Genomic DNA, 25,593 nt, shown 5'->3' on the forward strand with positions numbered 1-25,593 from the left:
CGATCCCGAACATCCGCCCGAGGAAACCGCCATGTTGGAAATGAAGCAGATCACCAAGGTCTATCGCACCGAAGTCGTCGAAACCCACGCGCTGCGCGCCTTCGACCTCCATGTCGGCGATGGCGAATTCGTCGCGGTCACCGGGCCGTCGGGATCGGGCAAGACCACCTTCCTCAACATCGCCGGCTTGCTGGAGAGCTTCACCGGCGGCGACTATTTCCTCGATGGCGAGAACGTCAAGGGCCTGTCGGACGACGCCCGCAGCAAGCTGCGCAACCGCAAGATCGGCTTCATCTTCCAGAGCTTCAACCTGATCCCCGACCTCAACCTGTTCGACAACGTCGACGTGCCGCTGCGCTATCGCGGAATGACTGCATCCGAACGTCGCGAGCGCATCGAAAAGGCATTGGCCGATGTCGGCCTGGCCTCGCGCATGAAGCACTATCCGGCCGAACTTTCCGGCGGCCAACAGCAACGCGTCGCGATTGCACGTGCATTGGCCGGCGGACCGAAGCTTCTTCTGGCCGACGAACCGACCGGCAACCTCGATTCGCAGATGGCGCGCGGCGTGATGGAACTGCTGGAGGAGATCAATGCATCCGGCACCACCATCGTGATGGTGACGCACGACCCCGAGCTCGCCGCACGTGCGCAACGCAACGTCCACATCGTCGATGGCATCGCCACCGACCTTCGCCACGAATCGCCGCTGCGCAAGGCCGCCCTCACCGCCGGCGTGGCTGGAGCCTGACATGCTCGCCTACTACTTCAGCCTCGCCTGGCGCAGCCTGCGCCAGAATCGCGCGCTCACCGTGCTGATGGTGCTGACGCTGGCGGTCGGCATCGGCGCCGCCATGACCACGCTCACCGTGTTCAAGACGCTATCGCGCGATCCCATCCCGCAGAAGAGCGACAAGCTGTTCCGCGTGCAGCTCGACATGTATCCGGCCGACGTCAAGAACAGCGACAACGAACCGCCGGACGACATCTCGCGCTTCGATGCCGAGACCTTGCTCGCCCAGCATCGCGCCAAGGCGCAGGTCATCACCAATGGTGGCGATGCCGCGCTCGAAGTGGGCACGCAAACGCCGATGACCGCAAGCATGCGCTACACCTCCGCCGATTTCTTCCCGATGTTCCAGGTGCCGCTCCATTACGGCCACGGCTGGAACGCCAACGACGACGCATCGCGTTCGCGGGTGGCGGTGTTGTCGGAGGAACTCAATGAAAAAGTCTTCGGCGGAACCAACAGTGTCGGCAAGACCATCCGCGTCGACGGCACGCCGTTCACCGTGATCGGTGTTGCCGGCCACTGGCGTCCGGACCCGCGCTACTACGACGTCAACAACCAGCGCTACGGCGGTGGCGAACAGGTCTACATCCCGTTCAGCACCTCGCGCGACCTCAAGCTCGGCATCAGCGGCAACATGAACTGCTACAAGGCGGCGAACGACGAAAGCACCTCGCTCAACGCGGTGTGCACCTGGTTGCAGTACTGGGTGGAACTGGGATCGCCAGCGGAAGCCGCGGCCTACAAGGCCTACCTGACCAATTATTCGGAACAGCAACGTGCTGCCGGCCGCTACAGCCGACCGCCGAACGTGCGCCTGCGCAACGTGATGGAGTGGCTGGACTACCGCAAGATCGTGCCGTCCGATGCCCATCTGCAACTGTGGCTGGCGCTGGGCTTCCTGGTGGTCTGCCTGGTCAACGTGGTCGGCCTGCTGATGGCGAAATTCCTGCGCAAGCAGGGCGAGATCGGCGTGCGCCGCGCGCTGGGCGCCACCCGTCGCGACATCTTCATCCAGTTCCTGATGGAAGCCGGCGTGATCGGCCTGGTCGGTAGCTTCGGCGGATTGCTGCTGTCGCTGCTCGGCCTGTGGGCCGTGCGCCACCAGCCGAGCGGCTACGCGGAAATCATCCATCTCGATCCGGCGATGCTCGCGCTCACCATCGTGCTCGGCGTCATCGCCACGCTGCTGGCGGGATTGCTGCCCGCCTTCCGCGCGATGCGCATCACCCCCGCCATCCAGCTCAAGACGCAGTAAGCGCGAGGACTTGCCATGAACCAGATTCGACCGATCCTCTCTACGCTGACGCGACACAAGTCGGCCGTCTTCATCCTGATGCTGGAAGTCGCACTCACCTGCGCCATCCTTTGCAATGCCATCAACCTGGTGCGCCTGCGCGTCGATTCCATCAATTCCCCGCTGGGCATCGATGAGTCCGCGCTGTCCTTGCTGGGGGTTTCCGGCATCGGAAACGATGCCAATGCGCTGGCCTTGAGCCGTACCGACAAGGAAGCGATCCGCGCGATTCCCGGCGTCGAATCGGTGGCGTTGGTCAGCCAGACACCGCTGCAGAACGGTTCGTGGAACAGCAGTTTCGGGCTCAAGCCGGATGATCCGGGTGGTCGCAGCAACAACGCCACCTTGTACATGGGCGACGACGAGATGCTGCGCACCTTCGGCACACACATCATCCGTGGCCGCAACTTCAATCCCGAGGAATATCTCGACATCCCCGATGTCGCGGCCCAATCGTCGGCGATACCGCGCGCGCTCATCATCACCGAAGCATTCGCCAAGAAGATGTTCCCGGACAGCGATGCGCTGGGGAAAACCCTGTACCTCGACACCACGCCGATCCCGATCGTCGGCATCGTCGATCGCCTGCAACGCCCGGGCCGCGATCCCAGCCTGGAAAGCGCGCAATATTCTGCACTGCTCCCGTTCCGCATGCCGTTCACGATGTCGCCGTACATCATCCGTACCAAGGCGGGGGTCAACCGTGGCGAAGTGTTGAAGGCGGCCGTCGCCGCGCTGCAAAAGAACGATGCCCACCGCATCATCGGCGACCAGAAAACCTTCGGGGAGTTGCGCGATGAATACTATGCGCAACAGAAGGCGATGATCTGGCTGCTCTCCACGGTGACGCTGGTGCTGTTGATGGTGACGGCGTTCGGCATCGTGGGCCTGGCGAGTTTCTGGGTGCAGCAACGCACCAAGCAGATCGGCGTGCGCCGCGCGCTGGGTGCAACAAAAGGCGACATCCTGCGCTACTTCCAGACCGAGAACTTCCTGATCGTGACTGGTGGCGTGATCCTGGGGATGACGATGGCATTCGGCATCAACCAGTTGCTGATGGCGCAATACGAACTGCCGCGCCTGCCCTGGCCCTACCTGCCGATCGGCGCGGTGGTGTTGTGGCTGCTCGGTCAACTGGCGGTATTGTGGCCGGCGTTGCGTGCGGCTTCGATTCCGCCGGCGACCGCGACACGCAGCGTCTGACATCGCCATTCACCGCGGCATCTGCCTCCACCCTCACGACCGAGAATCTTCCATGCGAAAAATCATCGCCATCGCCCTGCTGCTCGCATCGTCCACCGCGATCCAGGCCGCGGATTCCGGTCCGAAGGATGCCGACTACCCACTGTATGCCGTCGTGTCCGGCCTCGACCGCCAGTTGTTCGATGCGTACAACGCCTGCGACCTGAAGACATTCCGCGGGCTGCTCGCCGACGACGTCGAGTTCTACCACGACCAGGGCGGATTGATGCTCGGCGCGGACGCCCTGACCAAGGCAGTGCACGACAACATTTGCGGCAAGGTGCGGCGCGAACTGGTTCCTGGTTCGCTGGAAACCGACAAGATCGAGGGCTATGGCGCCATCGAGCTCGGCGCCCACCGCTTTTGCGAAATCGCCACCGGAAAATGCGTCGGTGAAGCGCGTTTCCTGCACATCTGGCGTCACGACGGCGGGCAATGGAAGGCGACCCGCATCGTCAGCTTCGCCCATCGACCACTGAAGGACGGGAAATAGACGGTACGATACAACCGTACCCCGTCTGCTTTCGCCATGGCCACCGTCCTCGTCATCGACGACAACTCCAGCGTGATCACCGCGCTGGAGTTGCTGTTTGCCCTCCACGGAATCGACACCGTCGGCGCCACCACGCCCGATGCCGGCGTCGTGCGGATGATGCGCGGCGACATCGACCTGGTGATCCAGGACATGAACTTCGATGCCGACACCACTTCCGGCGACGAAGGCGCCGAGTTGTTCCAGCGCCTGCACGCGCAATGGCCCGATGTCCCGATCGTCCTGCTGACGGCGTGGACCGAGCTCGAGCGCGCGGTGGAGTTGATCAAGGCCGGGGCCGCCGATTACGTCGGCAAGCCGTGGGACGACCACAAACTGCTGGCGACGATCAACAACCTGCTGGAACTGTCGGAAGCGCGACGCGAACTCGCGCGTTCCGCACGCGTTGCCCGCGAACGCCGTGCCTCGCTGTCGCGCGAGCACGACCTGCGTGGCGTGGTCTACGCCGACGATGCCACCGAACGCGTGTTGAGCCTTGCGGTGCAGGTTGCGCGTTCGCCCTTGCCCGTGCTCATCACCGGCCCCAACGGCAGCGGCAAGGAAAAGATCGCAGAAATCCTCCACGCCAATTCCGGCCGCAACGGCCCGTTCGTCGCGGTGAATTGCGGCGCGTTGCCGAGCGAGCTGATCGAGGCCGAACTGTTCGGTGCCGAAGCCGGCGCCTATACCGGCGCCAACAAGGCGCGCGAGGGGCGCTTCGAAGCGGCCGACGGCGGCACCTTGTTCCTCGATGAAATCGGGACCCTGCCCGCCGCGGGACAGACCCGCCTGTTGCGCGTGCTCGAAACCGGACGCTTCACCCGTCTTGGCAGCACCCGCGAGCGCAGCGTCGACGTGCGCGTGCTGAGCGCGACCAATGCCGACCTGCCGGCGAAGATCCGCGACGGCAGTTTCCGTGAAGATCTCTACTATCGCCTCAACACGATCGAATTGCGCCTGCCGCCACTGGCGGCGCGCCCTGCCGACATCCTGCCGCTGGCGCGCCATTTCCTCGGCGCCGACCGCATGCTTTCAGCCGATGCCGAACGCGCATTGCTGCGCCATCGCTGGCCGGGCAATGTCCGCGAACTGCGCAACATCATGCAACGCGCCGGGTTGCTGTCGACGAACCAGGTGGTGGACGCCGCCACCCTCGATCTCCCGGAAGTCGACAACCTGGTCGACACGCAGGAAATCCCCGCCGATGAAATCGTGCGCGCGCTGCGCGACCATCATGGCGTGATCGCGCAAGCCGCGGCGGAGCTCGGCCTGACCCGTCAATCGCTGTATCGCCGCATGGAGCGGCTCGGCATCCCGAGGCGCTGACGTGGCCAAGCGCAGCATCCTGTGGCAACACCGCGTGGGCATCCTGGTGTCCGCCTACGCCGTTGTCGCGATCGCGGTCGCGCTTGCCATGCAACTGGAAACGCAGCGTCCGTGGCTGGCATTCGTCGCGGGACTGGTCGTTCTCGTCATCATGCTGCTGCACCTGCGCCGGCTCAACGCGCGGCTGCAATCGTTGTATCGCGCGCTCGGCGGCAGCGTCGACAGTTTCCGCGATGGCGATTTCAGCTTCGGCCTGAACTGGCCGCACAACGACGAAGTGAGCGAACTGGTTGCCGCCCACAACCTGCTTGGACACACCGTGCGCGAACAGCGCCAGGCACTGGTGCAGCGCGAATTGCTGCTCGATACCGTCGTCCAGAACACCCCGGTCGCGATCGTCCTGATCGACGCCACCAAGCGCATCGTGCTCGGCAATCTTTCCGCCCGCAAACTGCTTGGCGACGGCCGCAGACTGGAAGGGCGCTCGTTCGACGAGTTGATCGCGGACACGCCGGTGGCATTGCGCAACGCGATCGCGCAGAACGGCGACGCGCTGTTCGCGCTGGGCGACGACGAAGACGACGACATCATCCATCTCTCGCGGCGACGGTTCCGCCTCAACGGGCGCCCGCACGAATTGTTCCTGCTGCGCCAGCTCACCGCCGAGCTGCGCCGCCAGGAAGTGCAGACCTGGAAGAAGGTGATCCGCGTCATCAGCCACGAACTCAACAATTCGCTGGCGCCGATCGCCTCGCTGGCCCATTCCGCCGGCGAGATGTTGCGGATCAACCAGACCACGCGCCTGCCCGATGCCTTGCGGGTGATCGAGGAGCGCGCCCGCCACCTCGAGGAATTCATCCGCGGCTATGCGCGCTTCGCCAAGCTGCCGGCACCGCGGCGCGAAGCGGTGCCCTGCGGCGACATGCTGCACGGTTTGCAGGAACAGTTCGGTTTCCGCTGGGACGGCATGCACCGCGACAGCTTCCTGATGGCAGATCGCATCCAGCTGGAACAGGCGTTGCTCAACCTGTTGAAGAACGCGCACGAAGCCGGCGGGCCGGACGAGGAAGTCGCGCTCGACCTGCGGCGCCTGCCCACGGGCTGGCGACTCGACGTGCTCGATCGCGGCAAGGGCATGAGCGATACCGTGATCTCGCAAGCCCTGCTGCCGTTCTATTCGACCAAGCGCAACGGCACCGGACTGGGCTTGGCGCTGGCGCGCGAAATCGCCGAAGCGCACGGCGGCAGCCTCAGCCTCGCCAATCGCGAGGGCGGCGGCTTGATGGTGAGCCTCACCCTGTCGGACTGATCGCGCGTTACGGCGACTTCTTCACCGGCCGCTTCCAGCCATGGAGTGTGGTCTGGCGTCCACGCGCAACCGTCAACTCACCTTTCGGTGCATCGGTGGTGATCACCGATCCCGCGCCGATGGTCGCGTCCCTGCCGATGGTGACCGGCGCGACCAGCGAACTGTTCGAGCCGATGAAGGCCCCGTCGCTGATCGTCGTCGTGAACTTGTTCACGCCATCGTAGTTGCAGGTAATCGTGCCGGCGCCGACGTTCACGCCGGCACCGATCTTTGCATCGCCGAGATAGGTCAGGTGGTTGGCCTTGCTGCCGACGCCGAGCACCGCGTTCTTGGTCTCGACGAAATTGCCGACGTGCACGCCATCTGCCAGGACCGTGCCCGGGCGCAGGCGCGCGAACGGACCGATGTGCACGGCGCCTTCGGTCTTCGCGCCTTCCAGATCGCAATGCGCCCGCACCTCGGTCCCGTCGGCGAGTTCGACGTCCTTCAGGCGCACGAACGGACCGATCTTCACCCGGTTGCCGAGCCTCACCTTGCCTTCGAACACCACGTCGACGTCGACCTCGACGTCGCGTCCGCATTCCACCGTGCCGCGCACGTCCACCCGCGCGACATCGGCGAAGCGCATGCCCTGCACGCACAGTGCGCGCACGGCGCGGCGCTGGTAGGCGCGCTCGAGCTGGCACAACTGCCAGGGATCGTTGGCGCCTTCGGTTTCCGTGGGGTCGTCGACATGCACCATTTCCGCCGCGCTGAAATCGGCCGCGGCCTTGGCGAAGACATCGGTCAGGTAGTACTCGTTCTGCGCGTTGCTGTTGGAGAGTTGACCCAGCCAGCCACGCAGCGCGCTGGCATCCGCGGCGATCACGCCGACGTTCACCGTCTGGATGCGCTTCTGCTCGGGACTGGCGTCCTTCTCCTCGACGATCGCGCCGATGCGGCCTTCGGCATCGCGGATGATGCGGCCATAGCCCGTTGGGTCCTCGAGATCGGCGACCAGTCCGGCCAGTCGTCCGCGTTGCGCCAGCAGATGCTGCAGCGTCTCGGTGCGGAACAACGGCGCATCGCCATACAGCACCAGCACGCGCGCATCGTCGGGTACCTGCGGCATCGCCTGCATCACCGCATGGCCGGTGCCGAGTTGCTGCGCCTGCTCCGCCCATTGCAGGTCGGCCTGGTCGGCGAAGGCCGCACGCACCTGGTCGCCACCGTGGCCGTACACCACGTGGATGCCTGCCGGCTGCAATGCACGCGCCGTCGCGATCACGTGTGCCAGCATCGGCCGGCCGGCGACCTTCTGCAGCACCTTGGGCGTATCGGACTTCATCCGCTTGCCCTCGCCCGCGGCCAGGATCACGACATGGAGCGGCACTTCGTTCATTGCATCCTCCGGATTCGTCCGGACATTCTACCCAGCTGCTAACCTGCGCCCAGTCATCCCGCAACGACCCGCCTTGACCCTGATCAAACACGCCAGCAAGTACACACTGGTCGGCATCCTCGAATGGGCCGTCGACTATCTCGTCACCCTCGCCCTGCGCGCGTGGCTGATGCCGATCGAGCCGGCCAACGTCATCGGTCGCATGGTCGGCGCCGGCCTCGGCTTCTGGATCAACGGCACCCATACGTTCGCCTCGGAGAACAGCGGCATCGGCCGCCGCCAGTTCGCGCGTTATGCGGTGATGTGGATCCTCACCACCATCCTCGACACCTGGCTGCTGCGCATCGTGGACCAGCAAAGCGACTTCCACGGCGTGGCAATCGGCAAGCCCTTCGTCGATTTTCTCTGCGGCACGATCGGGTTCTTCCTGTCGCGGCACTGGATCTACAAACACAAGCCGCCGCGCATCATCGAAACGGCAACTCCCGACACGGATTGATTGTCCAAACAAAAAACGCCGGCACATGGCCGGCGTTTTCGATCAGGCGCGACGATTGCGCGTCAGTGCTTGAGGTTCTTGCGCAGGCGTTCGATCGCCTGCAGCTGCACCAGGGCTTCGGCCAGGTGCTTCTGCGCCTCTGCGATGTCCATCGCGTCGCCGCGGTTGGCGAGGATGCGCTCGGCTTCTTCCTTGGCCGCACGGACCTTGGCTTCGTCGATGTCCTCGGCGCGGATCGCGGTATCGGCCAGCACCGTCACCACGGTCGGCTGCACCTCGAGGATGCCGCCGCCGATCGCGAAATCGAGCTGCTCGCCGTCTGGCGTGGTCACCACGACCTTGCCCGGCTTCAGGCGCGTGATCAGCGGCGCATGGCGCGGTGCGATGCCGAGCTCGCCGACTTCACCGGTGGCGACGACCAGGGTCGCCTCACCGCTGTAGATCTCGGCTTCGGCACTGACGATGTCGCAACGAATGGTCGCCATCTCGATTCCTTAGGCTGCCAGCTTCTTGGCCTTCTCGACGGCTTCGTCGATCGAACCGACCATGTAGAACGCCTGCTCCGGCAGGTGGTCGTACTCGCCGTCGACGATGCCCTTGAAGCCGCGGATGGTGTCCTTCAGCGACACGTACTTGCCCGGCGAACCGGTGAACACTTCGGCCACGTGGAACGGCTGCGAGAAGAAGCGCTCGATCTTGCGCGCGCGGGCCACGGCCAGCTTGTCTTCTTCCGACAGTTCGTCCATGCCGAGGATCGCGATGATGTCCTTCAGTTCCTTGTACTTCTGCAAGGTCGTCTGGACGCGCTGCGCGGTGTCGTAATGCTCGTTGCCGATGACCTGCGGGTCCATCTGGCGCGAGGTCGAGTCGAGCGGATCCACCGCCGGGTAGATACCCAGCGAGGCGATCGAACGCGACAGGGTCACGGTCGAGTCCAAGTGGGCGAACGTCGTCGCCGGCGACGGGTCGGTCAGGTCGTCCGCGGGCACGTACACGGCCTGGATCGAGGTGATCGAACCGGTCTTGGTCGAGGTGATGCGTTCCTGCAGCACGCCCATTTCCTCGGCCAGCGTCGGCTGGTAACCCACCGCCGACGGCATGCGGCCGAGCAGCGCCGACACTTCGGTACCAGCCAGCGTGTAGCGGTAGATGTTGTCGACGAACAGCAGCACGTCGCGGCCTTCGTCGCGGAAGTACTCGGCCATGGTCAGGCCGGTCAGGGCGACGCGCAGGCGGTTGCCCGGCGGCTCGTTCATCTGGCCGTACACCATCGCCACCTTGGACTTGGCGTGTTCCTGCACGTTGACGACGCCCGACTCCTGCATCTCGTGGTAGAAGTCGTTGCCTTCGCGGGTACGCTCGCCCACGCCGGCGAACACCGACAGGCCGCTGTGCTCGGTCGCGATGTTGTTGATGAGTTCCATCATGTTCACGGTCTTGCCGACGCCGGCGCCGCCGAACAGGCCGACCTTGCCGCCCTTGGCGAACGGGCACATCAGGTCGATCACCTTGATGCCGGTTTCCAGCAGTTCGGTGGTCGAGGCCTGGTCTTCATACGACGGCGCGGCGCGGTGGATTTCCCACGTGCTGTCGGCCTTGACCGGACCGGCTTCGTCGATCGGGTTGCCGAGCACGTCCATGATGCGGCCCAGCGTGCCCACGCCGACCGGCACCGAGATGGCGCGACCGGTGTTGTCGGCGAGCAGGTTGCGCTTGAGGCCGTCGGTGGAACCGAGCGCGATGGTGCGCACGATGCCGTCGCCCAGCTGCTGCTGCACTTCCAGCGTGATGTCGGTGTTCTGCACCTTCAACGCGTCGTACACCTTCGGCACGCTCTCGCGCGGGAACTCGACGTCGACGACCGCGCCGATGATCTGGACGATCTTGCCTTGGCTCGTGCTGGTGTTCATGGGATGTCCTGTTTCGAAAATGTCTTGTTGCATGGATATGGATTCAGACCGCTGCGGCGCCGCCGACGATCTCGGAGATTTCCTGGGTGATCGCTGCCTGGCGCGCCTTGTTGTAGACGAGGTTGAGCGTATCGATCAGCTTGCTGGCGTTGTCGCTGGCCGCCTTCATCGCGACCATGCGCGCCGCGTGTTCGGAGGCGACGTTTTCCATCACCGCCTGGTACACCAGCGATTCGACGTAGCGCTCCAGCACGTGCTCGAGCACGGTCTGGGCGTCGGGCTCGTAGATGTAGTCCCATGCGTGCGGGGCCAGCGCCTCGTCCGATGCCGGCAACGGCAGCAACTGGTCGAACGTCGCGCGCTGCGTCATCGTGTTGACGAAGTCGTTGTAGGCGAGGAAGACGCGATCGACGCTGCCGCTGTCGTAGGCGTCCAGCATCACCTTGATCACGCCGACCAGCTGTTCCACGTGCGGCGTGTCGCCAAGGTGGGTGACGCTGCCGAGCAGGTTGACCTTGACGCGGCGGAAGAACACCGACGCCTTCTGGCCGATGGTGACGATGTCGACCTCGACGCCCTGCTCGTTCCAGTTGCGGATTTCACCCAGCAACTTGCGGAACAGGTTGTTGTTGAGGCCGCCGGCCAGGCCGCGGTCGCTCGACACCACCACATAGCCGACGCGCTTCACCTGCGCGCGTTCGACCAGGTAGGGATGGCGGAACTCGGGGTTGGCCTGCGCCAGGTGGCCGATCATCTGCTTCATGGCGCGCGCATACGGGCGCGAGGCCTTCATGCGGTCCTGCGCCTTGCGGATCTTGGAGGCCGAGACCATTTCCAGCGCACGCGTCACCTTGCGGGTGTTCTGCACCGACTTGATCTTGGTCTTGATTTCGCGGCCGCTTGCCATCGTCTATGTCCCGATTACCAGGTGCCGGTCTTCTTGAAATCTTCGATGCCGCGCTTGAACGCCGCTTCGATGTCGTCGTTCCAGTCGCCGCTGGTGTCGATCTTCTTCACCAGTTCGCCCTGGGTGTTGGCGAAGTGCGCCTGCAGGCCTTCTTCGAACGCGCCGATCTTGTTGACCGGCACGTCGTCCATGTAGCCCTTGTCGACCGCGTAGATCGACAGCGCCTGCTGCGCCACCGACATCGGGGCGTACTGCTTCTGCTTCATCAGCTCGGTCACGCGCTGGCCGCGTTCCAGCTGCTTGCGGGTGGCGTCGTCGAGGTCGGAAGCGAACTGCGCGAACGCAGCCAGCTCGCGGTACTGGGCGAGCGCGATGCGGATGCCGCCCGACAGCTTCTTCATGATCTTGGTCTGGGCCGAACCACCCACGCGCGACACCGAGATGCCGGCGTTCACGGCCGGACGGATACCGGCGTTGAAGAGGTCGGTTTCCAGGAAGATCTGGCCGTCGGTGATCGAGATCACGTTGGTCGGCACGAACGCCGAGACGTCACCGGCCTGGGTTTCGATGATCGGCAGCGCCGTCAGCGAACCGGTCTTGCCCTTCACTTCGCCGTTGGTGAACTTCTCGACGTAGTCGGCCGAGACGCGCGCGGCGCGCTCGAGCAGGCGGCTGTGCAGGTAGAACACGTCGCCCGGATAGGCTTCGCGGCCCGGCGGACGCTTCAGCAGCAGCGAGATCTGGCGGTAGGCCACGGCCTGCTTCGACAGGTCGTCGTACACGATCAGCGCGTCTTCGCCGCGGTCACGGAAGTATTCGCCCATGGTGCAGCCGGAGTAGGCGGCGATGTACTGCATCGCGGCCGACTCGGACGCCGAAGCGGCGACCACGGTGGTGTAGGCCATCGCGCCGTTTTCTTCCAGCTTGCGCACGATGTTGGCGATGGTCGAATTCTTCTGGCCGATCGCGACGTAGATGCACTTGATGCCGGAATTCTTCTGATTGATGATCGAGTCGATCGCGAGCGCGGTCTTGCCGGTCTGGCGGTCGCCGATGATCAGTTCGCGCTGGCCGCGACCGATCGGGATCATGCTGTCGACCGACTTGTAACCGGTCTGCACCGGCTGGTCGACCGACTTGCGCCAGATCACGCCCGGGGCGATGGTTTCGACCGGCGCCGAGGTCTTGGCGTTGATCGGACCCTTGCCGTCGATCGGCTGGCCGAGCGCGTTCACCACGCGACCGAGCATTTCCGGACCCGTCGGCACTTCCAGGATGCGGCCAGTGGTCTTGGCCACGTCGCCTTCGCGCAGGTGCTCGTAGTCACCCAGCACCACCGCGCCCACCGAGTCGCGCTCGAGGTTCAGCGCCAGCGCGTAGGTGTTCTCCGGCAGTTCGATCATTTCGCCCTGCATGGCGTCGGCCAGGCCGTAGATGCGCACGATGCCGTCGGACACGCTGGTCACGGTGCCTTCGTTGCGCGCCTCGGCGCCCAGCTTCACCTGCTCGATGCGGTTCTTGATCAGTTCGCTGATTTCGGACGGGTTGAGCGTCGTGGTTGCCATCGTCTATTCCTGTGTGCCGACCGTGGCCGGCGTTTGATTTGAATTTCTGTATCAGCCGGCGAGCGCGGTCTGCAGTCGCTGCAGCTTGCCGCGCAGCGAACCGTCGATCACCACTTCACCGGCATCGATCACCGCGCCACCGATCAGCGCCGGATCGACCGCCGTCTGCACTTCGACCTCGCGACCGAAGCGGCGCTTGAGCGCAGCCTTCAACGCGTCGAGTTCGCCGGCGCTCATCTCCGAAGCGGAGGTGATCGTGGCGCGCACGATGTGCTCGGCCTCGGCGCGCGCCTGCTCGAACAGGCCGGCGATTTCCGGCAGCACGGCAAGGCGGCCATTGGCGGCGAGCAGGCCGAGGAAGTTGCGCACGGTCTCCGGCGCGGCTTCCGGGGCGACCAGGCGCACGGCGTCCTCGCGCGACAGGCGCGGATCGCCGAGCACGCGGGCGGCCTGCGGGTCGCCGGCAACGCGCGCGGAGAACGCGAGCGCCTGCGACCACTGCGCGGTCTGGCCGGCATCGCGCGCCGCGACGTAGGCGGCGCGGGCGTAGGGCCTTGCGAGCGTCATGGACTGGCTCATGCGGTCCTCAGATCTCGGCGGCCAGCTCGTCCAGCAGCGCCTTGTGGGCGGCCGGATCGATCTCGCGACGGAGCAGCTTCTCGGCACCGCTGACGGCCAGCGACGACACCTGCTTGCGCAGATCCTCGCGGGCACGGTTGGCGGACGCGGCGATATCGGCTTCGATCAACGCCTTCTGGCGGTTGCCTTCCTCGATCGCTTCGGCCTTGGCGGCGTCGACGATCTGGTTGGCGCGCTGGTGGGCCTGGTCGATGATCTCGTTGGCCTTGACGCGCGCGGCCTTGAGCTCTTCGTTGACCTTGTCCTGGGCGTCCGCGAGGTTCTTCTGCGCGTTGTCGGCGGCGGCGAGACCTTCAGCGATCTTGTGCTGGCGGTCTTCGATGGCCTTGGTCAACGGCGGCCAGATGAACTTGACGGTGAACCAGATGAGGATCCCGAAGGAAAGCATCTGGCCCAGAAATGTCATCAGTGACGGGTTCATGGTTTGCTCTGCATTTCGTCGATGCGCACCGCGGCGGCTGCCGCGGCGCGTGTTGCCGGCGCGCGAACGGCCGAAGCCATCCGCGCGATCGGAATCAACCGCCGGTGGCGGTCTTGACGGCGCTCAGCAGCGGGTTGGCGAACGCGAACATCATCGCCACGCCGACGCCGATCAGGAACGCGGCGTCGATCAGGCCTGCGAGCAGGAACATGCGGCCCGACAGCATCGGGGCGAGTTCGGGCTGGCGAGCGACCGACTCAAGGAACTTCGAGCCCATGATGCCGATGCCGAGGGCGGCACCCATGGCACCGAGACCGACGATGAGGCCGATGGCGATGGCGGTGAAGCCTTGCAGGTTGGCGATGAATTCCATGGTGTTACTCCGATTGGATTGCGAGGTTGATTGGAAGATGAAGCGGTGGATCAGTGGTGTTCCTGCGCCATCGCCAGGTAGACGACGGTGAGGACCATGAAGATGAAGGCTTGCAGCAGGATGATCAGGATGTGGAAGATCGCCCAGCCGGCATTGATGAACACCGCCGGCAGGAAGGTCACCCAGCTCATGAACAGGCCGGCGATCAGCATGAAGATCAGCTCGCCCGCGTACATGTTGCCGAACAGTCGCATGCCCAGGCTTACCGGCTTGGACAGCAGCTCGACCATGTTGAGGAAGAAGTTGGGCAGCGCCAGCACGATCTTGGCGAACATGCCGTTGGCGTGGAACGGCGCGGTGAACAGCTCCTTGGTGAAGCCGCCGAAGCCCTTGGCCTTGATCGAATAGAAGATGATCAGCAGCAGCACCGTCACGCTCATCGCGAAGGTGGTGTTGACGTCGGCGGTCGGCACCATGCGCAGGAAGGTGTGGTGCGCGGTTTCCTGGCCGGCGCTCGCGGTGATCAGCGCCGACGGCAGGTCGAGCGGAATCAGGTCCATGGTGTTCATGAAGACCACCCAGACGAAGATGGTCAGGGCCAGCGGGGCGATGAACTTGCGGTCGCCGTGGAAGGCGTCGCGGACCTGGCCATCGACGAACTCGACCACGATCTCGACGAAGGCCTGCATCTTGCCCGGCACGCCGGCGGTCGCCTTGCGCGCCTGGCTCCACAGCAGCAGGCTGGCCAGCGCGCCCAGGATCAGTGCGATCAACCAGCTGTCGACGTGGAACGGGCCCAGGGCCGTCTGCTTCACGTTGTGGGTCAGGTGGTGAACGATGTACTCGGTCAGGCCACCGCCACCCGATTCGCCGCCATTGCCAGGTTCAAGAATCACGCCGTGCGTCCTCGGTTCCACTGTCGTGCCGCAAGCAAAAATGCCGCGGCGGCCAATGCCGCGCCCGCCAAAACGGCAGGCGCCGGCAGTTTCCACGTCGCGATGGCCAGGTACAGGCCCACCACGACCAAACTCCACTTCAATGCCGTCCCCAACAGCAGGCGCATCAACCAGCCCGCTCCGCCCGGTACCCCGCCCGTGAACATCACGACCGCGGCCGCCAAACCCCCGAGCAACATCGACATCCCGCCCACCAACGCCCCGGCACTCGCCTTCGGGCCCGACAGGAGACAGATCAGGGCCAGCAGCAGCGTCACGGCGATCTGGTGGATCACCACCCGCTGTGCCAGCTGCCGACCTGCGGCAACGGAACTCGACACTTGGATGACTCGGGTCAGGGAACGACCGACCGGCAGCAAGCACCGGTCTGTTTAGCCCCGAAATTATAGCAGGCGTTAAAAAAACCTTTCAACCAAAGGCCCATTCATCCCCATGTGGCGGCCGTCGCGGAAGGATGAACAAACCGTCATCCTGCGGACGTACTCATGACGCCCGCGGCTGGCCTAGACTCCGCCTACCAACCACCTTACAGAGGTTTTGCCATGCGTCTGCTCTCTGCCCTTTCCCTGGCCGCCGCCCTTGCCCTGGCCAGCACCGCGTCCTTCGCGCAGACCGCTGCTCCGGCGACCAAGGCCGCCCCGGCTGCCAAGGCTGCTCCGGCCACCCCGGCGACCAAGGCCACGCCCGCCACCAAGGCTGCCCCGGCAACCGCTGCCACCCCGGCAACGCCAGCCAAGAAGGCCGAGGCCGTCCATTGCCGCGATGCCCACGGCAAGTTCGAGAAGTGCGCCACCGCCAAGCCGAAGGCCGAGCGCTGCCGCGACGCCAAGGGCAAGTTCGCCAAGTGCCCGGACAAGAAGTAATTCCGAGCAGCACCATAGGGATGTGACGCAAACGGCCCACCAAGGGGCCGTTTGTTTTATTGCTTCACCACCTGGCCGCCCTTCATCACGAAGGCGACGTGCTGGAGCAGGCCGACGTCATCCAGCGGATTGCCGTCGACGGCGATCATGTCGCCATAGCGGCCCACCGCGATCGCGCCGACATCGTTCGCACGGCCCAGGGCTTCGGCGGCATTGACCGTGGCGGCCCGGATCGCCTCGATCGGCGTCATGCCCCACTGCACCATCGTCGCGAACTGCTTGCCGTTGTCGCCGTTGGGATAGACGCCGCCATCGCTGCCGAACACCATCTTCACGCCAGCCGCGTGCGCCGCCTTGAAGGTCTCGCGCTGCTTGCGGCCGATCGCGCGCTCCTTCTCCAGCGATTCCGCGAACACGCCATTCTTGGCGCCTTCGCTGAGGATGTAGTCGTCGTTGTAGACGTCCATCGAGAACCAGGTGCCGTGCTGCTTGGCGAGCTTGAACGATTCGGCATCGGCCAGGCTGCAGTGCTCGATCGTGTCGGCGCCGGCGCGGATCGCGTCGTTGATGCCGGCCGTGCCATGCGCATGCACCGCGACCCGCAGGCCGAGCTGGTGCGCCTCGTCGACCAGCGCCTTCATTTCCTCCAATGAATATTGCTGGCCACCGACGGTATCGGTCTTGGACAGCACGCCGCCGGTGCCGCAGAACTTGATGACTTCCGCGCCGTACTTGCGCAGCTTGCGCACGGTGGCTCGGATCGCCTCGGGACCATCGGCGACGGCCGGGTTCGGCACCTGCATGGACGGTGGGAATTCGGTGGAATCGCAATGGCCGCCGGTCGCGCCGATCGCATAGGTGGCGGGAACGATGCGCGGGCCAGGCACGTAGCCATGCTCGATCGCCTGCTTCAGCGCGACGTCGTCATAGTTGCTGGAACCGACGTTGCGCACGGTGGTGAAACCCGCCTCCACCGTCTTCTTCGCGTTCGCCACCCCGACCACGGTCCAGAAGTTGTCGGTGAACTCGAGGCCGCGATACCCGCTGATGGTGGGATCGCTGGTGAGATGGACATGCATGTCGATCAGGCCCGGCAACAATGTGCGCGCACCCAGATCGATGCGGCGCGCGTCGGCTGGCACGGCATCGCCCTGATGGCCGACGGCGGTGATGCGGCCATCGGTGACGATGACCTGCGGACGATCGACGACGCGCCCGCTGGCGACATCGATCATCCTTGCGGCGGTGACGACCACGGTATCGGCTGCGAAAGCCGAAGCAGACAAAGCGGCGCCGGCCACGGCCAGCACCATTGCAATCAGGCGCACACGCATCGATGTTCCCCTTTGCTTGCTTGTTTGTTTATTTTTTCTTCGGAATGTAGAGATCCGTGATCGTGCCGTCGTAGACCTCGGCGGCCATGCCCACCGATTCCGACAGCGTGGGATGCGGATGGATGGTGTGGCCGATGTCCTCGACCTCGCAACCCATCTCGATCGCCAGCGCGACTTCGCTGATCAGTTCGCCGGCATGCACGCCGACAATGCCGCCGCCGATCACGCGATGCGTCGCCTCGTCGAAGACCAGCTTGGTGAAGCCTTCGGTGCGACCGAGACCGATGGCGCGACCCGAGGCCGCCCACGGGAACTTGCCGACGCCGACCTTCAATCCCTTGGTCTTGGCCTCGGTTTCGCTGACGCCGACCCAGGCGATTTCCGGATCGGTATAGGCGACGCTCGGGATTACGCGTGCGACCCATTCCTTCTTCTCGCCGGCGATCACTTCGGCGGCGAGCTTGCCCTCGTGCGTGGCCTTGTGCGCCAGCATCGGCTGGCCGACCAGGTCGCCGATCGCGAAGATGTGCGGCACGTTGGTGCGCATCTGCGCGTCGACCGGAATCAGGCCACGCTCGCCGACGGTGACGCCGGCCTTCTCGCAGGCGAGCTTGCCGCCGTTGGCACTGCGCCCGACCGCGACCAGTACGCGATCGAACACTTTGGTCTCCGGGATGCTTTCGCCTTCGAAGGTGCACTCGATGCCCTTCTTGCCGGCCTTGGCATCGGTGACCTTGGTCTTGAGATGCACGGCGACGCCCTGCGCCTTGAGGCGCGCGGCGAGCGGACGGACGAGATCGGGGTCGGCGCCGGGGATCAGCTGCGGCATGAATTCGACCACGGTGACTTCACTGCCGAGGCCGCGATAGACCGTCGCCATTTCCAGGCCGATGATGCCGCCGCCGACCACCAGCAACTTCTTCGGCACATCTGCGAGATCGAGCGCGTCGGTGGAATCCATCACGCGCTTGTCGTCCCACGGGAAGCCCGGCAACTTCACCGCCTGCGAACCGGCGGCGATGATGGCGTGGGCGAACGACAACGTCTGCGTCTTGCCCTCGGCATCGACGATCGACAGCGTGTTGGCCGATGCGAACGTCGCGGTGCCCTGCACTGTCTGCACCTTGCGCTGCTTGGCCATGCCGGACAGGCCCTTGGTGAGCTGGCCGACCACCGATTCCTTGTAGCCACGCAACTTGTCGAGGTCGATCTTGGGCGCGCCGAAGGTGATGCCGTAGGCATTGGCATGCGCGGCCTCGTCGATCACTTCCGCGGCGTGCAGCAGCGCCTTCGAGGGAATGCAGCCGACGTTGAGGCAGACGCCGCCAAGCGAGGCATAGCGTTCCACCAGCACCGTCTTCAGGCCGAGGTCGGCGGCGCGGAAGGCGGCGGTGTAACCACCGGGGCCGGCGCCGATCACCACGACATCGCAGTCGTAACTGTGGTTGGTCGTCGGTGCGGGGGCAGCTTGCTTCGCAGGCGCAGCGGCCGCGGCGGCGGGCGCCGGCACGGGCGCAGCGGGCGGAGATGTCGCCGCGGCGGCTGCGGGCGCCGGTGCGGCAGCAGCGGCTTCCGATTCGATGATTGCGATGACGTCGCCGGTCGACACCGCGTCGTTCAACTTCACCTTCAAGGCCTTGACGACGCCGGCCGCGCTCGACGGCACTTCCATCGTCGCCTTGTCGGATTCCAGCGTGACCAGGCCCTGGTCTTTCGCAACGGTATCGCCGGGCTTCACCAGCAATTCAATGACTGGCACGCCATCGTGGCCACCGATATCCGGCACCTTTACTTCAATCTCGGCCATCGCGGTTCTCCCTGGGAAGTTTTGGGTCTGGTGTCTGTCGTGTGTTTTCGCGGTCGGCGCGGGCGCGATCCTCGCGGATGCCGCGTTCGGCATCGGCCTGCGCATCGTTGCGCGCCAATGCCTCGCGCTCGACCGGCGCGAGATCCTCGTGCAGCAACGACGGCGGCGTCGCCTCGATCGCTTCGCCATGCAACGCGCGGATCGCGTCGGCATTCTCGAGGCCGAACAGGCTGCGCACGTGGAGGTCGCGCTGCGGGAACGGGCGCTCGATCGCGTACTTCTTCAGCGCGGTATCGAGTTCCCACAGATAGGCGGCGCGAATCGCCACGTTGCGACGCGCGGCGTCTTCGGTCAGCCACACGGTGAGCATGAACTGGAACGCGCTTTCGCCGAAATCGACCAGCCACACCTGCGGCGCCTGCGCGCCTTCCATCGCCAGGGTGAAGGGCACATTGGCGGCGGCTTCCAGCGCGGCCTTCTTCACCAGTTCCTTGTCGGCGCCGTAGCTCACCGCGAACGGCACGCGGATGCGGCGGTTCACCGAACCATGCGTCCAGTTCACCACGCGGCCGTTGATGAATTCCGAATTGGGCACCAGCACGTCGATGTTGTCGTTGGTGGTGATGCGGGTGGCGCGGATGTTCACCGAACGCACGGTACCGCGCACGTCCTTGTCGAGTTCGACGAAGTCGCCGACCTTGAGCGAACGGTCGAACAGCAGGATCAACCCGGAAATGAAATTGCTGAAGATCGCCTGCAGGCCGAAACCGAGGCCGACCGCCAGCGCGCCGGCGAACACCGTGAACTTGCCCAGCGGAATGCCGAGCATGTTGAGCGCGACCAGGAACGCGGTGATCAGCAGGACGTAGTGGATGACGCGCGACAGCGTGTAGATGGTGGCGCGCTCGCTGACGCCGTGCTGCTGTTCGCCGAAACGCTTGAGCACGCGCTGCAGGTAGCGCGACAGGGTGAAACCGATCAGCAGCGCCAGCAGCGCGCCGACCAGCCCGCCGATGGTGATGTCGAAACCGCCGGCGTGGACGACGCGATAATCGAACAGTGGCTGCAGGTCGGCCCAGCTCCGCGACGCGGCATCGCCTGCAACCTCGCGCACGCGATCACCGGTGTCGTGCAGTCGGTCGCGCAGCGGCGGGGCCTCGGGCATGCCTTTGGCCGGTCAGAGCATGGCGCGGCGCATGTCCGCCAGCACTTGCGCCAGATAGGAAGTGAAGCGCGCGGCCAGTGCACCGTCGATCACGCGATGGTCGTAGCTGAGCGACAGCGGCAACATCATCGCCGGCTGGAAGGCCTTGCCGTCCCACACCGGCTGCATCTCCGACTTCGAGACGCCGAGGATCGCCACTTCCGGCGCATTGATGATCGGGGTGAACGCGGTGCCGCCGATGCCGCCGAGCGAGCTGATGGTGAAGCAACCGCCCTGCATCTGGTCGGGCTTGAGCTTGCCGTCGCGCGCCAGCGCGGCGAGTTCGCCCATTTCCTGCGCGATCTGCATCACGCCCTTCTGGTCGGCGTCGCGCAGCACCGGAACGACGAGGCCGTTGGGCGTGTCGGCGGCGAAACCGATGTGGAAATACTTCTTCAACACCAGGTTGTCGCCGTCGAGCGAGGCGTTGAAGGTCGGATACTTCTTGAGCGCGGCGACGCAGGCCTTGATCAGGAAGGCGAGCATGGTCACCTTGCCGGCCTTGCCCGCGGCGATCGCCTTGGCGTTCTCGTTGTTGAGGGCGACGCGCAGTTCCTCGAGCGAACTGATGTCGGCGCGGTCGAACTGGGTGACGTGGGGGATCATCGCCCAGTTGCGGGCGAGGTTGGCGCCGGAAATCTTCTGGATCCGCGACAGCGGCTTGGTCTCGATCTCGCCGAACTTGGTGAAATCGACCTTGGGCCACGGCAACAGGTTGAGACCGCTGCCGCCACCGCCACCCGCTGCCGCCTGGGTCGCGCCGCCGCCGGCCAGCGCCGACTTCACGAAGGACTGGACATCCTCGCGAACGATGCGGCCCTTGTCGCCGCTGCCCTTGACCTGCAGCAGGTCGACGCCAAGTTCCCGCGCGTACAGGCGGACCACCGGGCTCGCATACGGCACCTTGTCGGGCATCACCGCATCGGCATCGAAACGCACCGGCGGCAGGCCGGCCCCGGACGCATGCTGCGGCTGCGGCGGACGCGGCGCCGCGATTTCGTTGCTGGCGATCGATTCCTGCGTCAGCTTGTCGGGCGTTGCCGAGACTTCGACCGGCTGCACCTTGGCGCCGGTTTCCGCGCTGGCGACTTCGGCCTTCGCGACCGGTTCCGCACGCGGCGGCTCACCCGCACCCTGCGCTTCGATTACCGCAACCACCGCGCCCTGCGAGACGCTGTCGCCAAGCTTGACGCGCAACTCCTTGATGACGCCCGCGAACTCCGCCGGCACTTCCATCGTGGCCTTGTCGGACTCCAGCGTGACCAGCCCTTCGTCCTTGGCCACGGTATCGCCAACCTTCACCAGCAATTCGATGACGGGGATGTCGTGGTAGTCGCCGATGTCGGGGACGCGGGATTCCTTGAGATCGGCCATGACGCACTCCGGGCAGTGGAACCCCAATTTGGCCACATTTCCGGCCCCCGGACAAACGAAAGCCGCGATTTTCGAATATGACCCGGGTCAAATTTGACGATGGCGGTGCCGCAGGCCATGTCGCAGCCGTGCGCGCAGCGCCCAGCTCCAGGCGAAGTAGTGGCCGAGCAGCAGTCCACCGAAGGCGAACAGGCTGTCCGGTCGCAACAGCCAGGGGCCGTCCATCACCCGGGGATGCAGGGTGAATCCGTACTTGAACAGCTGCCAGATCCCGATGGCGAGGCGCCCCGCGACCAACAGGGTCAGCAGCAGGGAGACCAGGGCATGCGGCTGGACGTGCAGGTGGTGGCCTTCCCATTCCAGCCGCGCCGTCCACAGGTTGACCAGGCCGATCGCGAACCCCAGCGCCAGTCCGCTGCAGGCCGCGGCGAAGGCGTCGTCCAGCCAGCGCTGCGCCAGCGCCGCGCCGATCAGGAAGGTGGCCAGCGACAGCAGGAGCGTCCAGGCATTGAGGCCGGCCAGCCATGGCAACACGCGCCGCCGCGACTTGCCAAAGCGGTAGCGCTGCAGCAGCGACAACGGCAGCAGCACGACCCACAACAGGACCAGTGCGAGCAGCAACAGCGGGACGAGCAGGAACGGCATGTCGCGATGGTATCGGCAGTGCGGCTGGTAATCTGTATGCATCGATTTTCAGGAGCGTTCCATGCCCTCGTTCGACGTCGTGTCCGAAGTGGACATCCACGAACTCACCAATGCGGTCGACCAGGCCAACCGCGAGCTGTCGACGCGCTTCGACTTCAAGGGCGTGGACGCCAAGTACACCCTCGACGACAAGTCGATCGCCATGTCGGCGCCCAGCGAATTCCAGCTGCAGCAGATGAGCGACATCCTGCGCGCGCGCCTGACCGCGCGGAAGATCGACCCGCGCTGCCTGGAGCCGGGCGACGTCGAAACCAACGTCGCCGGCGCGCGCCAGACCATCGTGGTCAAGCAGGGCATCGAACGCGAATTGGCGAAGAAGCTGCAAGGCGCGATCAAGGACAGCAAGATCAAGGTGGAATCGCAGATCAACGGCGACAAGCTGCGGATCACCGGCAAGAAGCGCGACGACCTGCAGGGCGTGATGGCGTTGCTGCGCGGGCAGGAGTTCGAGCGCCCGCTGCAGTTCGACAATTTCCGTGATTGACGCGCGCGAGCACTCGTCAGCCGCGACCGAGATGGGCGAAATCGACGCCACTGCCGTCGAAGCCGACATCCGCGGCTGGATCGAGAAAGCGGTGATCGGGTTGAACCTGTGCCCGTTCGCCAAGGCGGTCTACGTGAAGGCGCAGGTGCGGATCGTGGTCAGCGACGCCAGCACCGAATCGGCCTTGCTGGAACAGCTGGGCGAGGAGTTGCTGCTGTTGCGCGACACGCCGGCGGAGGCGATCGACACCACGCTGCTGGTGCATCCGCAGGTGCTCGCGGATTTCCTCGATTACAACGATTTCCTCGAACATGCCGACGCGCTGGTGGAAACGCTGGAGCTGGACGGCGAATTGCAGGTCGCAAGTTTCCATCCGCAGTACCAGTTCGCCGGGACCGATCCCGACGATGCCAGCAACCTCACCAATCGCGCGCCGTGGCCGGTGTTGCATCTGTTGCGCGAGGCCAGCATCGATCGCGCGGTGGCGGCATATCCGGATCCCGATGCGATCATCGAACGCAATATCGCGACGGTGACGGCGCTCGGCGTGGACGGCTACCGGAAGCTGTTGCGCGGCTAATTTCTCGCCCGGCTGTGCGCCTATCGCGGTTGTCTGCAACCGCCGACACGCCGTGAATCCATCCATGGAGGCTCGACTCGGCATCCATGCCTCGTATGGTCGGCGCTACAGACGAACCGCATAGGCGCCGCCGGTGGCGGGCTTTTCGCACTCCGAGAAAGCAACAACACGCGCGCGGAAGTGGGTCGTCGCACCGATGCGCGGGCATTGCGCCGCATGGATGCGGCGCATGAGCCTACATGGACGTATTTACGGCGTACCGCGCAGCGGAGTGGCGACCCACGCCACCAGCGCGTGCGATCACGCGGCGAACAAGCGCACGCGTTCGTCGTCACCCAGCAAGCGCCATTCGCCTTCGGGCAGATCGCCGAGATCGAGCCCGCCGATGCGCTCGCGATGCAGCGCTTCGACGTGATTGCCGACCGCCGCGAACATCCGTCGCACCTGGTGGTAGCGGCCTTCGTGCAGCGTGAGTCGCGCCTCGCGCGCGGACAGCACTTCGAGCTCCGCCGGCAGCAGCGGCGTTTTTTCGCCTTCCAGCATCAGCGTGCCGCTGGCGAACACCGGGCCTTCGTCACCACGCAAGTCGCCGGCCAGCCGCGCGCGATAGACCTTCGGCAGTTTCGACTTCGGCGCGATGATCCGGTGCAGCAAGGTGCCGTCGTCGGTCATCAGCAACAGACCGGATGTGTCGCGATCGAGCCGCCCCACCGGGGACACCACCGGATCGCGCTGGCGGAACCGTCGCGGCAGCAGGTCGTAGATCAGGCGCCCCTGGTCCTTGGTGGAACAGGTATAGCCGGTCGGCTTGTTGAGCATCAGCAACAGGCCCGGCGCCGGATCGAGCGGCTCGCCATCGATGCGGATGTCGTCGTGCGCGCGCACATCATCGCCATACAAGGCTTCGCCGGCGGCATCGCCGATGCGGCCGTCCGCAAACATCGCCAACACGTCGCGGCGACTGCCATAACCAAGATTGGCGAGATAGCGCAGCAGCTTGACCTTGCTCATCGCCGTGGCTCCGCCGCGTGCAGCACCTTGAAACCGGCATGCTTCGCCACCGCGTCCACGCGCGCGAAACGTCGCGCCAGCACCTCTTCATAGGGAAGATGCGAGTTCGCCACCATCCACAGCCGCCCGCGCGGCTGCAGGGCATCGGCGGCGACATCGATGAAACGCTGGCCGAGTTCGGGAATGCCACGCTTGCCGGTGAGATGGAACGGCGGATTCATCACCACGGCATCGAAGCGCTCCTGCACGCCGGTCGCGATGTCATGCCAGTGGAGGCGGGTGTCGGCATTGGCGTCATCGAGATTGCGCCGCGCCAGCTGCAGCGCCCGGTGATCGGCCTCGTAGAGATCGACCCGGCGCACCTGCTGGCAATGGCGAACCACATGCCGCGACAACACGCCGGTTCCGGCGCCGAAATCGGCGACGTTGCCGGACAGATCGGCGGGCAGATGCGTCATCAGCAGCGCACTGGCGGGGTCGACGGCATCGGCGGAAAACACCCCGGCCTGCGTCCACAGTCCATCGCTGCGTTGGCGCGGCTCGGCGGCGCGCAGCCACTCTTCCATCAATGCGACGTCGACCGTCTGCGGCGATGCCCAGACCACGCGGCATTTGTGCTTCGACAAGACGGTTCCGCTGCCGAACAGGCGCATGAAATCCGCTTCCATGGATTTCGCGCCTTCGTCGTTGGCGGCGCAGGCCACCACCTGGCCATCGGCCGCGCATGACATCGCGGCACGCGCCAGCAATGCCCGGCCCCAGGCACGCGCGCGCGGCGCCAGCAGCAGCGCCAACGACTGCGATCCGGCGGCGATGTCGTCATCGGACGCTTGAGCCTGCGCACCCGCACGCACCAGCGCATCGAAGTCGGGCCGGAACGGTTGCACGCACGCCAGCGAACGCCAGCGCGACGGCAACGGCGCCCGCGCGTTGAGGAACACGCCGGAAGCGCCGGCGGGGAGCACGATGCGGCCACTGTCGAGCGGCAGCCACAGGGCCTGGAGGGCGGAATCGTCTTTCATGGATCGCCATAGTGTGCCGCAGCAGGGCCTGGCGTATCCTTTTGCACCCGTATCGCCCACAC

27 protein-coding genes are annotated in these 25,593 nt (G+C 65.3%); 10 read left to right on the forward strand and 17 right to left on the reverse strand.

Going from position 1 to position 25,593, the window contains the following annotated elements:
* Positions 1–31 precede the first annotated feature (31 nt).
* The 6 genes from ABE093_RS05555 to ABE093_RS05580 all read left to right on the forward strand — a co-directional run bounded on the left by ABE093_RS05555 (position 32) and on the right by ABE093_RS05580 (position 6,496).
* Positions 32–751 (forward strand): ABC transporter ATP-binding protein, encoded by a 720-nt coding sequence (locus ABE093_RS05555; RefSeq protein WP_430759834.1) that lies wholly within the window; start codon positions 32–34, stop codon positions 749–751.
* Between the two features lies 1 nt (position 752).
* Positions 753–2,048, forward strand: a complete 1,296-nt coding sequence (locus ABE093_RS05560; protein ID WP_430759835.1) for an ABC transporter permease — start codon at positions 753–755, stop codon at positions 2,046–2,048.
* Between the two features lie 15 nt (positions 2,049–2,063).
* A complete protein-coding gene (locus ABE093_RS05565; RefSeq protein ID WP_430759836.1) occupies positions 2,064–3,290 on the forward strand; it encodes an ABC transporter permease in 1,227 nt (408 codons plus the stop codon).
* Between the two features lie 52 nt (positions 3,291–3,342).
* Positions 3,343–3,822 (forward strand): nuclear transport factor 2 family protein, encoded by a 480-nt coding sequence (locus tag ABE093_RS05570; RefSeq protein WP_430759837.1) that lies wholly within the window; start codon positions 3,343–3,345, stop codon positions 3,820–3,822.
* Positions 3,823–3,858: 36 nt separating this feature from the next.
* Positions 3,859–5,187 carry a sigma-54-dependent transcriptional regulator gene (locus tag ABE093_RS05575; protein WP_430759838.1) on the forward strand — a complete coding sequence of 443 codons (1,329 nt, stop codon included), beginning with the start codon at positions 3,859–3,861 and terminating at the stop codon, positions 5,185–5,187.
* Positions 5,188–5,275: 88 nt separating this feature from the next.
* Entirely contained in the window at positions 5,276–6,496 is a 1,221-nt protein-coding gene (locus ABE093_RS05580) for a sensor histidine kinase (RefSeq protein ID WP_430760097.1), read from the forward strand.
* Positions 6,497–6,503: 7 nt separating this feature from the next.
* Here ABE093_RS05580 and glmU read toward each other — a convergent pair whose 3' ends face one another.
* Entirely contained in the window at positions 6,504–7,877 is a 1,374-nt protein-coding gene (gene glmU, locus ABE093_RS05585) for a bifunctional UDP-N-acetylglucosamine diphosphorylase/glucosamine-1-phosphate N-acetyltransferase GlmU (RefSeq protein ID WP_430759839.1), read from the reverse strand.
* 73 nt (positions 7,878–7,950) lie between these two features.
* Here glmU and ABE093_RS05590 point away from each other — a divergent pair, with 73 nt between their 5' ends.
* A complete protein-coding gene (locus tag ABE093_RS05590) occupies positions 7,951–8,376 on the forward strand; it encodes a GtrA family protein (RefSeq protein WP_430759840.1) in 426 nt (141 codons plus the stop codon).
* 62 nt (positions 8,377–8,438) lie between these two features.
* Here the strand turns inward: ABE093_RS05590 and ABE093_RS05595 are convergent, their stop codons facing one another.
* From ABE093_RS05595 to ABE093_RS05635, 9 genes are all read right to left on the reverse strand, one after another.
* The gene (locus ABE093_RS05595; protein WP_430759841.1) at positions 8,439–8,861 is read right to left on the reverse strand and encodes a F0F1 ATP synthase subunit epsilon; all 423 of its coding nucleotides are present in this window, start codon (positions 8,859–8,861) and stop codon (positions 8,439–8,441) included.
* 9 nt (positions 8,862–8,870) lie between these two features.
* Positions 8,871–10,286 carry a F0F1 ATP synthase subunit beta gene (gene atpD, locus ABE093_RS05600; RefSeq protein ID WP_430759842.1) on the reverse strand — a complete coding sequence of 472 codons (1,416 nt, stop codon included), beginning with the start codon at positions 10,284–10,286 and terminating at the stop codon, positions 8,871–8,873.
* Between the two features lie 43 nt (positions 10,287–10,329).
* Positions 10,330–11,193, reverse strand: a complete 864-nt coding sequence (gene atpG, locus ABE093_RS05605; RefSeq protein ID WP_430759843.1) for a F0F1 ATP synthase subunit gamma — start codon at positions 11,191–11,193, stop codon at positions 10,330–10,332.
* 14 nt (positions 11,194–11,207) lie between these two features.
* Positions 11,208–12,758 (reverse strand): F0F1 ATP synthase subunit alpha, encoded by a 1,551-nt coding sequence (atpA, locus tag ABE093_RS05610; protein WP_430759844.1) that lies wholly within the window; start codon positions 12,756–12,758, stop codon positions 11,208–11,210.
* A 51-nt stretch (positions 12,759–12,809) separates the two neighbouring features.
* Positions 12,810–13,337, reverse strand: a complete 528-nt coding sequence (locus ABE093_RS05615) for a F0F1 ATP synthase subunit delta (RefSeq protein WP_430759845.1) — start codon at positions 13,335–13,337, stop codon at positions 12,810–12,812.
* A gap of 7 nt (positions 13,338–13,344) precedes the next feature.
* Positions 13,345–13,818 (reverse strand): F0F1 ATP synthase subunit B, encoded by a 474-nt coding sequence (locus ABE093_RS05620; protein ID WP_430759846.1) that lies wholly within the window; start codon positions 13,816–13,818, stop codon positions 13,345–13,347.
* A 94-nt stretch (positions 13,819–13,912) separates the two neighbouring features.
* Entirely contained in the window at positions 13,913–14,191 is a 279-nt protein-coding gene (gene atpE, locus ABE093_RS05625; RefSeq protein WP_430759847.1) for a F0F1 ATP synthase subunit C, read from the reverse strand.
* Positions 14,192–14,241: 50 nt separating this feature from the next.
* Positions 14,242–15,087: a F0F1 ATP synthase subunit A gene (gene atpB / locus ABE093_RS05630; RefSeq protein ID WP_430759848.1), complete on the reverse strand. Its 846-nt coding sequence runs from the start codon at positions 15,085–15,087 to the stop codon at positions 14,242–14,244.
* Positions 15,084–15,467 carry a hypothetical protein gene (locus ABE093_RS05635; protein ID WP_430759849.1) on the reverse strand — a complete coding sequence of 128 codons (384 nt, stop codon included), beginning with the start codon at positions 15,465–15,467 and terminating at the stop codon, positions 15,084–15,086. The genes atpB and ABE093_RS05635 overlap by 4 nt, the downstream gene beginning before the upstream one ends.
* 222 nt (positions 15,468–15,689) lie before the next feature.
* On the opposite strand from ABE093_RS05635, the gene ABE093_RS05640 reads away from it, so the two are divergent.
* On the forward strand, positions 15,690–16,010 hold the full coding sequence (locus tag ABE093_RS05640) for a hypothetical protein (RefSeq protein ID WP_430759850.1): 321 nt from the start codon (positions 15,690–15,692) through the stop codon (positions 16,008–16,010).
* 56 nt (positions 16,011–16,066) lie between these two features.
* On the opposite strand, the gene ABE093_RS05645 is transcribed toward ABE093_RS05640, so the two are convergent.
* The 5 genes from ABE093_RS05645 to ABE093_RS05665 form a co-directional block, all read right to left on the reverse strand.
* Positions 16,067–17,344: an amidohydrolase family protein gene (locus tag ABE093_RS05645; RefSeq protein ID WP_430759851.1), complete on the reverse strand. Its 1,278-nt coding sequence runs from the start codon at positions 17,342–17,344 to the stop codon at positions 16,067–16,069.
* Positions 17,345–17,372: 28 nt separating this feature from the next.
* Positions 17,373–19,151: a dihydrolipoyl dehydrogenase gene (gene lpdA, locus ABE093_RS05650; RefSeq protein ID WP_430759852.1), complete on the reverse strand. Its 1,779-nt coding sequence runs from the start codon at positions 19,149–19,151 to the stop codon at positions 17,373–17,375.
* The gene (locus ABE093_RS05655; protein ID WP_430759853.1) at positions 19,138–20,316 is read right to left on the reverse strand and encodes a mechanosensitive ion channel family protein; all 1,179 of its coding nucleotides are present in this window, start codon (positions 20,314–20,316) and stop codon (positions 19,138–19,140) included. Before ABE093_RS05655 ends, lpdA begins: the two co-directional genes overlap by 14 nt.
* A gap of 12 nt (positions 20,317–20,328) precedes the next feature.
* A complete protein-coding gene (locus ABE093_RS05660; RefSeq protein ID WP_430759854.1) occupies positions 20,329–21,729 on the reverse strand; it encodes a dihydrolipoyllysine-residue acetyltransferase in 1,401 nt (466 codons plus the stop codon).
* An 87-nt stretch (positions 21,730–21,816) separates the two neighbouring features.
* Positions 21,817–22,374: a hypothetical protein gene (locus ABE093_RS05665; RefSeq protein WP_430759855.1), complete on the reverse strand. Its 558-nt coding sequence runs from the start codon at positions 22,372–22,374 to the stop codon at positions 21,817–21,819.
* A 61-nt stretch (positions 22,375–22,435) separates the two neighbouring features.
* Between ABE093_RS05665 and ABE093_RS05670 the strand changes: the two genes are divergently transcribed.
* Both ABE093_RS05670 and ABE093_RS05675 read left to right on the forward strand, forming a co-directional pair.
* Positions 22,436–22,918, forward strand: a complete 483-nt coding sequence (locus ABE093_RS05670) for a YajQ family cyclic di-GMP-binding protein (protein ID WP_430759856.1) — start codon at positions 22,436–22,438, stop codon at positions 22,916–22,918.
* A 31-nt stretch (positions 22,919–22,949) separates the two neighbouring features.
* Entirely contained in the window at positions 22,950–23,498 is a 549-nt protein-coding gene (locus tag ABE093_RS05675; RefSeq protein ID WP_430760098.1) for a DUF1415 domain-containing protein, read from the forward strand.
* 300 nt (positions 23,499–23,798) lie between these two features.
* On the opposite strand, the gene ABE093_RS05680 is transcribed toward ABE093_RS05675, so the two are convergent.
* Both ABE093_RS05680 and ABE093_RS05685 read right to left on the reverse strand, forming a co-directional pair.
* Entirely contained in the window at positions 23,799–24,509 is a 711-nt protein-coding gene (locus tag ABE093_RS05680; protein WP_430759857.1) for a pseudouridine synthase, read from the reverse strand.
* Complete coding sequence (locus ABE093_RS05685) at positions 24,506–25,531, reverse strand: class I SAM-dependent methyltransferase (protein ID WP_430759858.1); 1,026 nt, start codon at positions 25,529–25,531, stop codon at positions 24,506–24,508. Before ABE093_RS05685 ends, ABE093_RS05680 begins: the two co-directional genes overlap by 4 nt.
* Positions 25,532–25,593: the final 62 nt, after the last annotated feature.

The sequence above is a fragment of the Solilutibacter silvestris genome (genome assembly GCF_050574925.1).
Lineage (GTDB): Bacteria > Pseudomonadota > Gammaproteobacteria > Xanthomonadales > Xanthomonadaceae > Solilutibacter > Solilutibacter silvestris_A.